Source organism: Piscinibacter sp. PDB1-1 (assembly GCF_056675995.1).
The window spans coordinates 643895-656836 of record NZ_JBWVZJ010000003.1 but is presented as its reverse complement, the minus strand read 5'-3'; the positions used below and the strand labels follow the sequence as shown (position 1 = coordinate 656836).

11 protein-coding genes are annotated in these 12942 nt (G+C 62.9%); 3 read left to right on the top strand and 8 right to left on the bottom strand.

The window, feature by feature from the left end; genetic code table 11:
* Positions 1-5: 5 nt before the first annotated feature.
* The 8 genes from AC1KAR_RS18900 to tssJ form a co-directional block, all read right to left on the bottom strand.
* Complete coding sequence (locus AC1KAR_RS18900; protein ID WP_480320537.1) at positions 6-728, bottom strand: TIGR02117 family protein; 723 nt, start codon at positions 726-728, stop codon at positions 6-8.
* Positions 729-749: 21 nt separating this feature from the next.
* Positions 750-1145 carry a VOC family protein gene (locus AC1KAR_RS18895; protein ID WP_480320535.1) on the bottom strand — a complete coding sequence of 132 codons (396 nt, stop codon included), beginning with the start codon at positions 1143-1145 and terminating at the stop codon, positions 750-752.
* A 131-nt stretch (positions 1146-1276) separates the two neighbouring features.
* Positions 1277-2311, bottom strand: a complete 1035-nt coding sequence (locus AC1KAR_RS18890) for a PoNe immunity protein domain-containing protein (protein ID WP_480320533.1) — start codon at positions 2309-2311, stop codon at positions 1277-1279.
* A gap of 6 nt (positions 2312-2317) precedes the next feature.
* On the bottom strand, positions 2318-3889 hold the full coding sequence (locus AC1KAR_RS18885; protein ID WP_480320531.1) for a hypothetical protein: 1572 nt from the start codon (positions 3887-3889) through the stop codon (positions 2318-2320).
* A complete protein-coding gene (locus tag AC1KAR_RS18880; protein WP_480320529.1) occupies positions 3886-7062 on the bottom strand; it encodes a type VI secretion system Vgr family protein in 3177 nt (1058 codons plus the stop codon). The genes AC1KAR_RS18885 and AC1KAR_RS18880 overlap by 4 nt, the downstream gene beginning before the upstream one ends.
* 89 nt (positions 7063-7151) lie before the next feature.
* Positions 7152-7943 (bottom strand): type IVB secretion system protein IcmH/DotU, encoded by a 792-nt coding sequence (gene icmH, locus AC1KAR_RS18875; protein WP_480320527.1) that lies wholly within the window; start codon positions 7941-7943, stop codon positions 7152-7154.
* A complete protein-coding gene (tssK, locus tag AC1KAR_RS18870) occupies positions 7940-9289 on the bottom strand; it encodes a type VI secretion system baseplate subunit TssK (RefSeq protein WP_480320525.1) in 1350 nt (449 codons plus the stop codon). Before tssK ends, icmH begins: the two co-directional genes overlap by 4 nt.
* Positions 9290-9309: 20 nt before the next feature.
* Positions 9310-9927, bottom strand: coding sequence for a type VI secretion system lipoprotein TssJ (tssJ, locus tag AC1KAR_RS18865; RefSeq protein ID WP_480320523.1), 618 nt, complete (start codon positions 9925-9927; stop codon positions 9310-9312).
* A gap of 461 nt (positions 9928-10388) precedes the next feature.
* Here tssJ and AC1KAR_RS18860 point away from each other — a divergent pair, with 461 nt between their 5' ends.
* Genes AC1KAR_RS18860 through tssC form a run of 3 tightly spaced genes read left to right on the top strand, consistent with a single transcriptional unit; the run spans position 10389 to position 12934 of the window.
* Positions 10389-10895, top strand: a complete 507-nt coding sequence (locus AC1KAR_RS18860; RefSeq protein ID WP_480320521.1) for a hypothetical protein — start codon at positions 10389-10391, stop codon at positions 10893-10895.
* Positions 10896-10930: 35 nt separating this feature from the next.
* Entirely contained in the window at positions 10931-11446 is a 516-nt protein-coding gene (gene tssB, locus AC1KAR_RS18855; protein ID WP_480320519.1) for a type VI secretion system contractile sheath small subunit, read from the top strand.
* A 3-nt stretch (positions 11447-11449) separates the two neighbouring features.
* Entirely contained in the window at positions 11450-12934 is a 1485-nt protein-coding gene (gene tssC / locus AC1KAR_RS18850; RefSeq protein ID WP_480320517.1) for a type VI secretion system contractile sheath large subunit, read from the top strand.
* Positions 12935-12942 lie beyond the last annotated feature (8 nt).

Genomic DNA, 12942 nt, shown 5'->3' with positions numbered 1-12942 from the left:
GACGCTCAATCCGCGGGCTGCAGATGCCACACCACCTGCGAGGCCAGCGGCGTCCACACGCTCACCTTCACGCCCGCGTCACGCAGCGCGCGGCCTGTCCAGGCATTGCAGGTGGTGAAGAGGTCGTAGCTGCCGCGCGCTTCATAGAACGCATCGTGCGGACCGTAGTGCTGGCCGGGCAGATGCGTCACGCGGCCGTCGGGCGAGCGCGCGAGCGTCGCTTCCACACGGGCCACCAGTGCGGCGTATTGCGCGGCCGTCAACGGCAGAGCGTAGCTGCCCGGCCCGTGGAGATCGGCCGCTCGCAGATGGGTCACATGCAGCAGCGAACGCCCGCTGCCCGACAGCGCCTGCAACGCCCGCCCCAAGGTCAGATCACGCCACTGCGGCGTGTGCAGATAGAACTCGCGATCACCCCAGCCGATCGCCACGTACGCCGCCTGTGGGCCAGGGTCACGCGCCAGATGCGCCGAAGGGAACACCACCGACCAATCCACGCCCTGTGCGCGCAGCGGCAAGACCAGATCCGTGTGTACGCCATTGGAGAGCACATACGCCTGCACCACGACAGGATCAGGCGGCGTGGCCTGTTGCTTCGGTTCGGCTGGCACCAGAACCAACCCATAAGCCACTGCGAAGTACGCCGAGACCAGCGAAGCCAGCAGCGCAATGATCGCCAGCGCCAGCCGCCCCGTCCACTTCAGCGCCTGCGGGATGACGGCGCTCATGCCATCAGCCACTGCGCCGGTTCAGCCCTGCGCCGCGTGGCAGGCCACACACAGCTTGTTCCCGTCCGGGTCTCGGAAGTAGGCGCCGTAGTAGTTGGCGTGGTACTCCGGGCGCAGGCCCGGCGCGCCTTCAGACGCTCCGCCATGCGCCAGCGCGACCGCGTAAGCCTCGTCCACCAGCGCACGCGTCTGCGCCAAGAACGCCACCATCTGCCCATTGCCCGGCTGCGCCGCGAGTTGGTCGTAGGGCTTGCCGATGAGGAACAGCGGCCGAGCCTCGGGGCTCGATTGCCAGCCCGCCCAGGGTCTGTCGGGCTCGCAAAACCGCGCCTCGATGCTGAGGGCCGCCATCAGCGGGGTATAGAAGCCCAACGCGCGATCGAAGTCGTTGACGCCGACAAAGATGTGAGAGAACACGGCTGCCTCCTGTACGCATAACCGCGCGGTGATGCGAGCGGCGAACGCATTGTTCATGAAGTAGCAGGGGTTGTCCGGAAGGCTTCTCTACCCTCGTTGAGCGAGGCGCTTGCGCGGATGCGGTACGGCTGTCACAGCTTGGGCGGGTCCTGGTTCTGATCCCACTGCCAAACGGTGGCTCCGTAGTCGCCGCCGACTTCAGGCATCACATCGCCTTGCTTGAAGTAGCGCCGGCTGCCGGCTTGTGCTGGCGTGAACCAGAAGCCGTTGCGCAGGCAAGACTCACCAGCGGCGCAGCGCAGGCGCGTAACATCCAGATTGGCACCATCGCTCAACACCGCCGGTCGGGGCAGGCTGCGCGCGTAATCCACCATGTCGCGCGGGTAGAACTCGTGGTCTCGGTAGCTGGTGTCGTCGATGTCGAGCAGGTAGGTGATCGCGCCCGCCTCGAAACTCCAGTAGCCGAGGAACACCGCGCTGCCCTCGTGCGTGCCGTGGTAGTACTCGCGGCGAGAGGCCTCGTACCACTTCTCCAGATACCGCTTCATCAAGGCAGGCCGCTCACTCGGGGCTGCGTTGAAGATCTTGATGGTGTTGCGATAAGGGAGCTCGCGCGTGGAGTCGTCCGGCAGTGGATCAACCGCGAGTCCGAAGGGTTGAAGGAGGCGTTCGATCAGACAGTCACGATCCGGATTTCCGTGATCGAGGACAGACTTGATGCGGCAGATCTGTTCTGTGTGCCCGAGGAGATACGCAAAGCACGCTAGCCTCAATGCGTCGTAGTAACCGTAGTTCCCCTGCAATGACAGATGCGCGACGACGGCTCCATGGTGATCGGAACTCTCCTGGTACGCCGTGTCGAACTGAGAAAACTCCTCCCAGAAGTTGACCAGATCTGGATATGCCTTGGCGATGAGATCGACCGCACCGCCAGCGGTGTAGTTGATCGTTGCGAGGTTCACCCCGTGGGTCGCACGGGCATAGGCCGCGCTTTGGATCTCCCCGGAGCTCTTGCCACTTCGCCAAGCGGGGTCAACAAGTCGACCCGTCACCTTGGGGATGCGAGCCTCCATATCACCCGCTTCGTCCGCGTACTGGGAAAACGAAAGCAACTTGCTGCGCGCACGCGCAGCGAACTCGCTCTCGGATCTGATAAGCATCTTCATGCCTGTTTATCTTCGCAGAAAGTTCGGCGCGTCTGGCAGCACGACGATTGGCTTTTGAACGTTGTGAACATGTGGAGGAGTCTTCTTCGAAGATTCATGGAGGTGCTTTTGGCGTCCTGTCACCATGATCACCCACCGGTGATACGGGCAGGAGATGTCGCCTTCCAGAAAGTCCGTGATTTGGGAGCGCAGGGAACGCGCGTTTGCCGCGTCGAGAGTCCGATCGGAGATCGCGTTCCTGAATATCCACTCGTGACTCATCTGCGTCGCAAGCCCAGTTCTCTCATTCGCATTGTTCAACCCTTGCTGGCGCTTGCCGTGTTCATCGCGCCCGCCTTTCGTGAGCCCCTGATCACTCTGAACCTCAGCTTTCTTGGCCGGAGCGTTGTCACGCTGCTCGTTGCCGAAGGCGTTCGGGCCGGCTCCACTGGCCTCATCTGCACGTAGTGCGTCGAAATGCTGACGTATCTCCGGAGTGAGCGCCGCCAAGAAGGCAAACGATCCGATCAGGCTCCCCTTGGTCTCTGCAATCACATATGGCTTGCCGCCTTTGCCGGTCTGGGCGAACACGGTTGGGTTGACGGTGCTCACTCGCCAGATGTGGTCGATGCCTGGCCCCCGCGCACCGTCTCTCTCCTCAACCTTGCGTCCGTGGTCGTTGACCTTCTTGAAGTTGCTGTGGTGCTTGGCGACGTGGTAGTCAGCAATGTGTTCCGGCAGCACACCGCTGTACCAGTTGTCTCGCTTCTTCTTGGATTCGCGCGTCTGGTCGGCTTTGCGTGTGTCAGGGCCGCCTTGATTGCGACCCGTTTGATCCTGCCTCTTCGGTGTGCTCCCGGAAGTGCGTTGGGTCGATGTCGGCGACGGAGCTCCCGCTTTCGCGTCAGCGGCGTTCGAAGCGGCCTTGGCCGAGCCTCCGCTACCCGTCTTGGCGGTACTGACGGGAGCAATGTCGTCGAGGATCTTCTTATGCAACTTCTTCAGTTCTTCCAGTGCCTCGTCAAGACGCTTGGGTGCGATGCGCTGAATGCCCTTCAGTTCGCTGATCAGCAGATCCACGTTGCCCTTGCCAGCCACGATTTTCACTGCCCACGAGTCCAGGCCGCCGATGAAAGCCTTGAGGGTGCCGTCGAGCGTGCTCTTGGATTGCTGGGCCACCGAGCTCCAGTTGATGTTGCGCAGCCATTTGTCGACGTCACCCTTGAGCACGGCACGAAGAGCATCGAGCACACGGCCCACGCCATGGCCTTGTCGTACGAGCTTGAAGCACACCTTGAAGGCATCCCCCAGGCCCGGAATGAAGCCAACCAACGTGATGAGGAGATCAACCCAGATGAGCGGATTGGCGGGGCTGGCCGAGAGCGCGATGATTCCGAGAATCAAGTCGCGTACGTCGAAGGCCTGCCCCAAGCCGGGTACCACCCCAATGACGCCCGTGATGATGATGTGCGCGGGCGAGCTTCCTTGTCCAGTGACGAGATCCTTCAGCCATTTGCCGATGCCGTCATCGGCTTGCGACAAGGCCTTGGCCGCGCGGCCAGCATTGGGCGCATTGATGGCGCTGGTGGCTCCGCTCACGATTGTTCCTCCGCGGCTTGCTCATGGCGCTCGGTATACGTCGTTTGCTGTGCCGCAACTTCCTTGAGTTCCTGCTCGGTCAGATAGGCGTTGTAGTGATGCTCGAACGCGGGGGCGTTGGTGCCGCCGTACTCAGGTACTTCGGTGGCCATGTCGGCGATCTCGTCGTTGAAGAAGTTCTCTTTGAGGAATTCATCCTCCTGTGCGAGGTACTTCGCGATCAGAGAATTGGCTTGTTCTTCGCCTGTGGCAGATTGGCCGGCCAGCGCATTGCTCCCACGATCGAGCCTCGCGAACGCCTGCCGGCTGTCTTCGCCATAGGTCACCTCATACGGACCGTTTGGCACACCATCCAGGCGCGCGAAACCGCGTTGATCGAGCTTGCCTGTGCGGGTGGACCCATCTGCGAAGGTCACCTTGTAGTCCGCGCCAACGATCGGATCCATGTCGCTGTAACGGTAGTCAAGTTCGACGAAGTGAGTTGACTTCCCTGCTTGCCCGGTTGGAAGGGCGGTGAGGCTTGCAGCGCCGTTCCCACCCCCAGCCCATTCATGGCTCGCCGCCTTGACCGTAAACGCCCCCGGCGTCACAAACTCGATGTCCCCCCCACTGAGCACCACCTTCGAGTCCCCGCCCACCATCTCGATGCGCTCCTTGGCGGTGATGGTGATCTCGTCATTCACGCTGATGACTGTGATCTCCTTGTCGGCCAGCAACTCCAGTTGATCGGTGTGCGCGCGCAGCGAGAGCTTGCCGTTGGCGGCGATCGCCTGCAGCTCGCCTTCGTGCGTGTACAGGCTCGTCGTCTCGCCCGAGACCAGGCTCAGCGTGTGCGCTGCAGCGGCGTGGATGTCCGACTGCGCCACGAGCGTGGTGTCTTGGCCCGAGTAGCTGGCGATGCCAGCGGGGCTGGCGGTGATCGCGGCGCTTGGCGTGTCCAGCAGGATGAACGGCTTGGCGAACTGCGCCACCGGCTCGTTTGCATCGCGGGTTGAGCCGTGCTGCTCGTTCGCGTGCTTGCCGTTGCGGGTGATGTCGATAGCATCGAGAAGCGCATGGAGCGCCTCGGTGTCCTTGGCGTCGTGGCTGGGCAACGCGAGTGCGCCTTGGGCCTGTGCGGCCTGCCCCAAAGCCTGGCCGAGTTGCTGGGCGCTCTTGAGTTGCGCGGTGGCCTCCTGCGCGTCGAGCTGGCTGCCCTGAGCGCTGCCATAGCTGCCGGCGCGAGCCGTGGTCGACAGCAGCATCCCCTGGCTGGCGCGCAGGCTGGCCCAGCCGTCCGTGTGGGCGTAAAAGCCCGAGCCCAGCCAGGCACCGCGCTGCGCGCTGCCCGACCCCTGGCTGATGATGTGGCCCAGGCTCAGCTCGCTCCAGGGTGAGCCGCCGCTCTGGCTGGCCAGGCGCATCCGCAACTGGCCGGTGGCGTCATCGACCACCCATTGGTTGATGCCGTCGTCATCGAGCGGTCGGCTGTGCCAGCCCGACACCGTGCCCGGGTGGTTGGCGCCAGAGTCGACGCCCGCAGGCCAGGGCAGGGCGTCTGCGCCGTTGTGCAACTGGCCGATGACCAGCGGTCGGTCGAGGTCACCTTCGATGAACTCGATGAGCACCTCCGTGCCGATGCGCGGCATGAACACCGCGCCCCAGTTGGCGCCGGCGCTGGGTTGAGCGACGCGGACCCATTGGCTCGCGGCCGCGTCTCCGGGCGCATGGCCGGTGGGTTGTTGGCCTGGTGTCATGGGGCCCTCGAATCCGCCAGGCACAGGGACGCCACCGCGCTGCCATGGGAACTGAACACGCACGCGCAAATCACGCTCGGTCGTGACGGCGTCGTTCTCGTGGCCGACGACGAGTGCGGTCTGCACGCCCGGCGCGCGGGGCTTGGGTTGCGCGCCAGGCGCGAGCGTGGCCGCGGCGGGAGCCGCGTCGAACCGGTTGGTGTACGAGCCCGCCTCGAGTTGGTTGCTCCGCAAGATCTGAGCTGCCTCGCTGCCCAGGTTGTTGGCTGCTTCGTGGTGCACGCTGAGCACCACAAACTGGCTGTCGCTTCGAGGGCTGGCGGGCCCGTAGAGGCTGTGGCCGGTCAGCGTGAAGTTCGCGCCTGGAACGAGCGCGCGCACGGCACCTTCGCCGTTGAGCTGCTTGTAGCGAAGCTCATGGCGAGCCATGGACAACCTGGCCTGGCGCTCCGCAGCTGGCGGGTGGGCTTGGTCGTCGCTGGCTTCGTGCTGCACGAACCGGCGCTCGCCACTGCCGTCGTAGATCTCAAGTGAGGGGATGTCCCCGGCGTCCAGGCTGCTGCGAACCTCGGCGCTCACGCCCGCGAGCTGGCGATGGTCCCAAGCCGCGTTGGTGACTGCATTGGGCCGAACGACGCGCTCCATTGCCAGCGCGGTGATGGTGTCTTCGACCAACCCGGCAGGCAGGGGTGAGCCTTGGCGCACATCGGGTCGCCCAAACCGCAGCGAGCCCAGGTCAACCCGTTGCGCGACTGGGTCGCTGATCACCAGGCAGTGCTTGGCCGACTTGGCGGCACTGAGTGGCTTGTCGTCGTCGATGTGATCCAGGCGCCAGTTCCAGCCCTCTTCTGCCAGCAAGCGCTGAACGAAGGCGGCATCCGTTTCGCGGTACTGGGTGATCGTGCCGCGGCGGGGCGTGGCGTCGAGCGCTTCGGCGCTGACGTCGAGGCGAAAGTTGGCCTGTGGATAGGCGCGCAGGACGGAGCTGATGACCTCGTCGGCTCGTTGGCCGAGAAACACGCGGCTGTCGGCGCGCAATGCCATGAAGTGCGTGAAGGCCGTCAGTTGCAGTCGGTACCGCGCCAGGCCGCCATCGGCTCCGAGTTGCGCGGCCTGAGCGACGTAGCCATGCCAGGTGCGGTACGCGCCAGACGGCAGCATGAGGCGCAGGCTCATCTGCTCGCCGATCAGCGCCTTGAGTTCAAGGTTGGCGCTGCTGCTCAGGCAATCGACCGTTGCTACCAGCGCAGAGAGCGGGTCGGCCGAGGCCACATGCCCGCTGACGCACTCGGACCACTGCGCGCGTTCGACGACGAGCGTCGCGCTCGGCAGTGCCGTCTCGATCTGCAGTATGCGCTTGTGCTGGCTGATGCTCAGCATGGCCTTGAGGCGGCCAAGCCCATCGGCAGTGCTTGCGTTGAGTGAGGTGAGGTTCATGTTGTTATCTCCCTGTCCATTGCGTGGCCGGTGCCACGCTAGCCACGCACCGTGCTCATCGGTGCATGCCCATGCGCCTGTTCATTCGCTCATGGCAGCGTGATCGTCACGTGGGCGGCCTGGGGTGCGAGCTTCACCACGTCTTGGTAAGTGGCTAGATCGCGCTGCGTGCTTCGCGAGAGCTGCCAGCGGATGCCGGTGAATGCAAGAGCAGCCAGCAGCGCAAACACTGAGCCGATCACCCACAGAGGCACCTCGTTCTTGAGGCGGTTGCTGACCTGATCGGGGGGTGCCCAGTGCGGCGCAAAGGCGGCGCGTGAGCCCTTGAGATGCGCGATCTCGTCCCCGAGCCGGGCCGTGAGGTAGTTGAGCTTCTCGCTGCCCTCGATGAGGTACTTGCCTTGGAACCCCATGAGCAAGCACATGTGGAACACCTCGAGGATCTGGATGCGGGAGCCTCCTTCGCGGCGCAGTGCTTCGAGCTTGGCGAAGAACTGCTCACCCGCCAGTTGCTCGCCGAAGAACTGAAGTTGAAGCGGCTGACGCTGCCATGCATCTCGCACCTTGAACTGCGACATCAGGATCAGTTCGTCGACCGTGGCGCAGAAGGCGTACTTGCACAGGTGAACGTCTTCGGCGGCACTGCCCAGCTTGGTCGCGCCGCGTTCCACCGAGGTCAGAAAGTCCTTGATGTGGGTGCGGAACGCATCCGCGTCACCTGGTCCCTGTTTGGCCCGCAGAAGAAACAGCAGGTAGAAGCCGTCGTACATGAGGTCGAGCAGTGTCCTGGCCTCGCGTGGAGCGCCGCCGCTGAACTGCCCGGCGTGCGGTGCGGTCCCGGCGTTGAATAGGGAAGGAGCTTGTGGGGTTTGCGCGTTCATGAGTTGATCGCGATCAATTCGAGTTGGAGATCCGAGATGCCACTAGGCACATACAACGAAACCGCTTGGGCCTGGAGCATTCGTTCATAGAGCGCACCGCGCGGCTCGATCGCGAAGTAGTAGCTCCCCGGGCGAACCGGGATGGCCGCCGGCACTTGCGGTGCGTGCGTGATGGGTACGCCTGCCATGGCAGAGAGGACAAGCTTCTCGACGTCTTCGGGCGCGCCGATCTTGAAGCGCAATGGCACAGCCTCGACCAGCTCCGCCGGCGGCATCGCCGCATTCACGCCGAGATAGAGCTTCGTGGAGCCGCTGATCTGCTGGGCATCGAGCCGGCCCTGGTGGAACGAGGGCCGAACCTCTGACAGGGTGATCGCGAAGTAGCGGGTGGAGATGACTGTCTCCAGCAACTCGCGAATGATGTGGTCGAGCTTGAAGAATCCTGGCGCCGGGTTGCCGTGCTCGTAAGCGGGCAGGTCGGCCAGTCTGAAACTGCGTGAGAAGGTCAGCAATGCGCCCGCCAACTCCAAGAGGTTCTGGAACAGACGCTCGGGGTGGAGGCCGGGGTGCCGCATCAGATGCGACAGCGAGGCATATGCCGCGCTCGCGGTGTGCAACAGCCAGAAGGAAGCCACATCGCCTGATCGAAACTCGATAACGTTTTTCGATGGCTCGCGGTGAAAGCCGTAAAGCGCGTCGACCTTGGCCTGAAGCACATCGAGCAGGCGGCGCAGATGCAAGAACATCACGGGCGATGCCTGGATCGAAACGGCTGGCGGGATGAATTTCGGGTCGAGTTCGAAGCCGCCCGTGGCGTTACGCCGCACGCGAAGCACCGGGAGGCTGACGAGGTGGCTGCGCGGCTCATGCTCGGACACAAGCTTCACCGACTTGCCCAGCACGCTCAGTTGCGCCGCGGTGGCGTCGGTGAACTGATCTTCAATGTCGCGCTGTACCTGGTAATAGCGCGTTGCGGTGTCCGCCTGTTCTCGGTTCGTCGAGAAGTTGCTGCCTTTGGTACGCAGTGGCGCCACCGCGGCATGCAGGACCAGCTCATTGCCCTGCGCGAATGCGGCGTCCAGTGCTAGAGGCTCTGGCAATTCGTCCTCAGACGGTGCGTTGTAGAACTCGCCGTCGGGCAGGAGCATGTTGAGTTCAAGCAGACGCAGCCGACCGGCTTGCAGGGCGTCAGTGTCGACCTTGATGCTGTGTACACCCCATGCATAGGGGTGCAGGCCACGAACCGCCTGCGCGACACGCCACTCGTGATACGCGTCCTGCTGCTGAAAGTGTTGTGGTCTGAGGAACAGGCCTTCGCCCCACAGGACCTTTGAAGTCGGAATCAAGATCTACCTTCCTGTGTTGGTTATCTGATGCTGCATGTCGAACTGCCGAGCTTCATGGCCGCGGGCGACACGCCAATTGGTTCACCCGATGCGACGCTCAAGGTGCAGGCGTGAGCGCCGATCACCAGGCCCGGGTCGGCCTGGGCAGATTCGAGCGCAAACGCATAGCGCCACCTTTGTGCCGCGGGAGCGCGGAACAAGCCAACGACGCCCACGTAAGGCGCCTCGCGAGCCCAGCGTTCGTTGAGCTCTTGCTTCTGGCCAGGCAAGAGAACGATCTCTCGTCCTTCGATCAACTCGTCGGCAAGGGCCTGCTTCTCTCTCGCCGTGTTTCCGAATGTTTCGTAAGGGGCATTGAGGAACGCCGCCGGGCTGCGCAACTTGTACACGCGCACCACGAGAGAAAGCGAGCGACCGTTGGCGTCGACATTGAGCGAGTCACTGGCGGCCAGCTTGAGTCTGAGGTGGCGCGCTGGCTTGGCCGATTCGGGCAACTCAGGCATGGCGGGCGCTTCAGGCTTCTTGAAGCCGATGGTTTCCAGCGCTTTGTCTCCCATGTTGCCGAAGCCCTCGCCAAGCTTGCTTGCCGTCTCGCATCCGGCAACTGCCAGCGCGATCGGAAGAGCGATGAGCAGCATCCGGCTGCGTGCGCATCGATCGCTGCTTCGCTCATTCATCGTTGACATCATTTGCACTGAATTGCTGGCCCGCGCGCTCACTCGCAGCGCTGAGAGAGCGCGGAGTTTAGGGCGCGCCAACAGCGCAAACACTCAGTTTCTTCTCGCGCCCCCATGAGAGGGATGGCAGGCCACGAGGCCCTCAGTAACATCAAGTAAGCATTGAGAAGTGCCAAATAGTTTTGAGATTTAATCCGGCCCTACCGCATCAGACTCACGGGCTATTGCGTCGTCACAAGGCTCGCAACGCAAGCCGTTCAGCGAGTTGTTCAGGGAGTTGATTGGTGAAGTTTTCTGTACGGTGTGCCCGCCGACGAATGGCCATCTGCGTGGTTTCGGCATGGCTTGTAGCCCTGACCGGTTGCGCAGGTCTCGCGACCACGCCATTGAGCCCGGTCACTCCGCCTTCTTACGCTGAACTCATGGTGTCTGCCGACGAGGCCCACCGCAAAGGTGGGATCGTCGAGGCCATGGGCCTGTACGAGCAGGCCGCGAAGGCAGACCCATCCAAGAAAGAGCCATGGTCTCGCATTGCACAGTCGCAGTTCGATGCTCGCAACTACGGCGCCGCAATTTCGGCCTCGCAAGAAGTGCTGCAACGTGACACGACCGATGTCACGGCCAAGAGCATCATGGCTGTGAGTGGCTTGCGTGTTTCGGCGGCTGCCCTCGAACAATTGCGGTTCGCGAATGCGTTGGGTGGCAGCGCGCGTGAAGAGGCCCAGTCCCTCGCTCGCATCATGCGCGACGCGTTGGGCGAGTCGATCCTCCCGCCACCCACGGTTGTCGCACCACCTTCCGAGAAGCCCCCGGTCCGCCCGCCTGTGCGCCGGGCGGCCCCGCCAGCGCCCGTGTCGTCGCCGCCCGCAACGGTGGCACCCGCAGCGGCCGAGCCCAAGCGCAATCCCTTCGATGCCCTCAAGGGCTGAGACGTTCAACCCAGTACAGCAGAGAGGACATCTTCATGGCCAAGAAAGACAGCGTTCAAAAGCGGTTAGAGCGGGTGCGCCCGCCCCGCGTTCAGCTCTCCTATGACGTCGAGATTGGTGACGCCATCGAGAGCAAGGAGTTGCCCTTTGTGATGGGCGTGATGGGTGATTTCACGGGTCAGCAAGACCCGAACAACCCCCAGCCCAAGCTGAAGGAGCGCAAGTTCGTCAGCGTTGATCTCGACAACTTCGACGACGTCATGCAAGGCATGGCGCCCAAGGCGAGCTATCGCGTGAAGAACAAGCTGAGCCCGGATGGTGGTGAGTTCGCCGTGAACCTCAGCTTCGACCAGCTCGACGACTTCAAGCCGGAGTCGATCGTTCAGCAGGTCGAGCCTTTGCGCAAGTTGCTCGAGGCTCGAACGAAGCTCTCCGACCTGCGCAACAAGCTGGCGGGTAACGACAAGCTTGAAGACGTCCTCAGCGATGTGCTGAGCAACACCGAGAAGCTCAAGCAACTTGGCCAGGAAGCCGGAACCGCACAGGAGTAAGCCATGAGCGCAGCACTTCAAGCACAAGCACAAGACGTGGCCGTTGCCGAGCCCGGCCTGCTCGACGAGATCGTCGCTCACAGCAAGGTCGCCAAGACCACGTCAGAGCACGATCGCGCCAAGGACATCATCGGCGAGTTGGTGAAAGAGGTTCTCCAGGGGACGGTGGTCGTTTCCGACAATCTCTCGGCCACGCTGGATGCCCGAGTGGCTGAACTCGACGAACTGATCTCCGCTCAGTTGAGCGAAGTGATGCACGCCGAGGAGTTCCAGAAGCTCGAATCGTCGTGGCGCGGCCTGCACTACCTCTGCCAACACACCAGCACTGGCGAGCAGATCAAGATCAAGCTGCTCAATGCCACCAAGAAGGAACTGGTCCGTGACTTCAAGACGGCCATCGATTTCGACCAAAGCGTTCTCTTCAAGAAGGTCTACGAGGAAGAGTTCGGGACCTTCGGTGGCGCCCCGTTCGGAGCGCTGATCGGCGACTTCGACATCGGCCGCCAGGCTGAGGATCTCTACTTCGCCGAGCAAATGGCGCACGTCGCGGCTGCCGCGCACGCCCCTTTCATTTCGGCGGCTTCGCCCGAGCTGTTTGGCTTGGAGTCGTTTACCGATCTGGGTAAGCCGCGCGACCTGTCGAAGGTGTTCGACACCGTCGAGTACGCCAAGTGGAAGTCATTCCGCGAAAGCGAAGACGCGCGCTATGTGGCGCTCACGCTCCCGCGCTTCCTGGGCCGCCTGCCGTTCAACCCCAAGGACGGCTTGACGACCGAAGGCTTCAACTTCGTCGAGCGCGTGGACGGCAGCGACCACAGCCGCTACCTGTGGATCAACACCGCTTATGCATTCGGTGCACGTCTTACGGCGGCGTTCGAATCCTATGGCTGGTGCGCGGCAATCCGCGGTGTCGAAGGTGGTGGTTTGGTTGAAGACCTGCCGACACACACGTTCAAGACCGACGAGGGCGAGGTGGCCCTGAAGTGCCCGACAGAAATCTCGATCACCGACCGCCGCGAGAAGGAACTGAGCGACCTCGGTTTCATCCCGCTGGTGCATTGCAAGAACACCGACTACGCGGCCTTCTTCGGCGCGCAATCGACGCAGAAAGCCCGCAAGTACGACACCCCCGCCGCCAACGCCAATGCGGCGCTTTCGGCCCAGCTGCAGTACATGTTCTCTGTGTGCCGCATTGCCCACTACCTGAAGGCCATGATGCGCGACAAGGTGGGCAGCTTCGCGTCGGCTGACAACGTCGAGATGTTCCTGAACAAGTGGATTCAACAGTACATCACCACGGATGACGCAGCGACTCAGAACGTCAAAGCTCAGTATCCGCTTCGTGAGGCGCGGGTTGAGGTTTCGGAGGTTCCGGGCAAGCCGGGCCAGTACCGCGCCGTGTCGTTCATTCGTCCGCATTTCCAGTTGGACGAATTGACAGTGTCTCTTCGTTTGGTTGCGGAACTCCCGCAGTCGGCAAAGAGCTAATCGTTAAC

Bases quoted from the DNA above. Each gene is read 5' to 3' on its own strand.
- tssC (WP_480320517.1), top strand. From the start codon at position 11,450: ATGAGCGCAGCACTTCAAGCACAAGCACAAGACGTGGCCGTTGCCGAG.
- tssB (WP_480320519.1), top strand. From the start codon at position 10,931: ATGGCCAAGAAAGACAGCGTTCAAAAGCGGTTAGAGCGGGTGCGCCCG.
- AC1KAR_RS18900 (WP_480320537.1), bottom strand. From the start codon at position 728: ATGAGCGCCGTCATCCCGCAGGCGCTGAAGTGGACGGGGCGGCTGGCG.
- AC1KAR_RS18860 (WP_480320521.1), top strand. From the start codon at position 10,389: ATGGTGTCTGCCGACGAGGCCCACCGCAAAGGTGGGATCGTCGAGGCC.
- AC1KAR_RS18890 (WP_480320533.1), bottom strand. From the start codon at position 2,311: ATGAAGATGCTTATCAGATCCGAGAGCGAGTTCGCTGCGCGTGCGCGC.
- tssJ (WP_480320523.1), bottom strand. From the start codon at position 9,927: ATGCTGCTCATCGCTCTTCCGATCGCGCTGGCAGTTGCCGGATGCGAG.
- icmH (WP_480320527.1), bottom strand. From the start codon at position 7,943: ATGAACGCGCAAACCCCACAAGCTCCTTCCCTATTCAACGCCGGGACC.
- AC1KAR_RS18880 (WP_480320529.1), bottom strand. From the start codon at position 7,062: ATGAACCTCACCTCACTCAACGCAAGCACTGCCGATGGGCTTGGCCGC.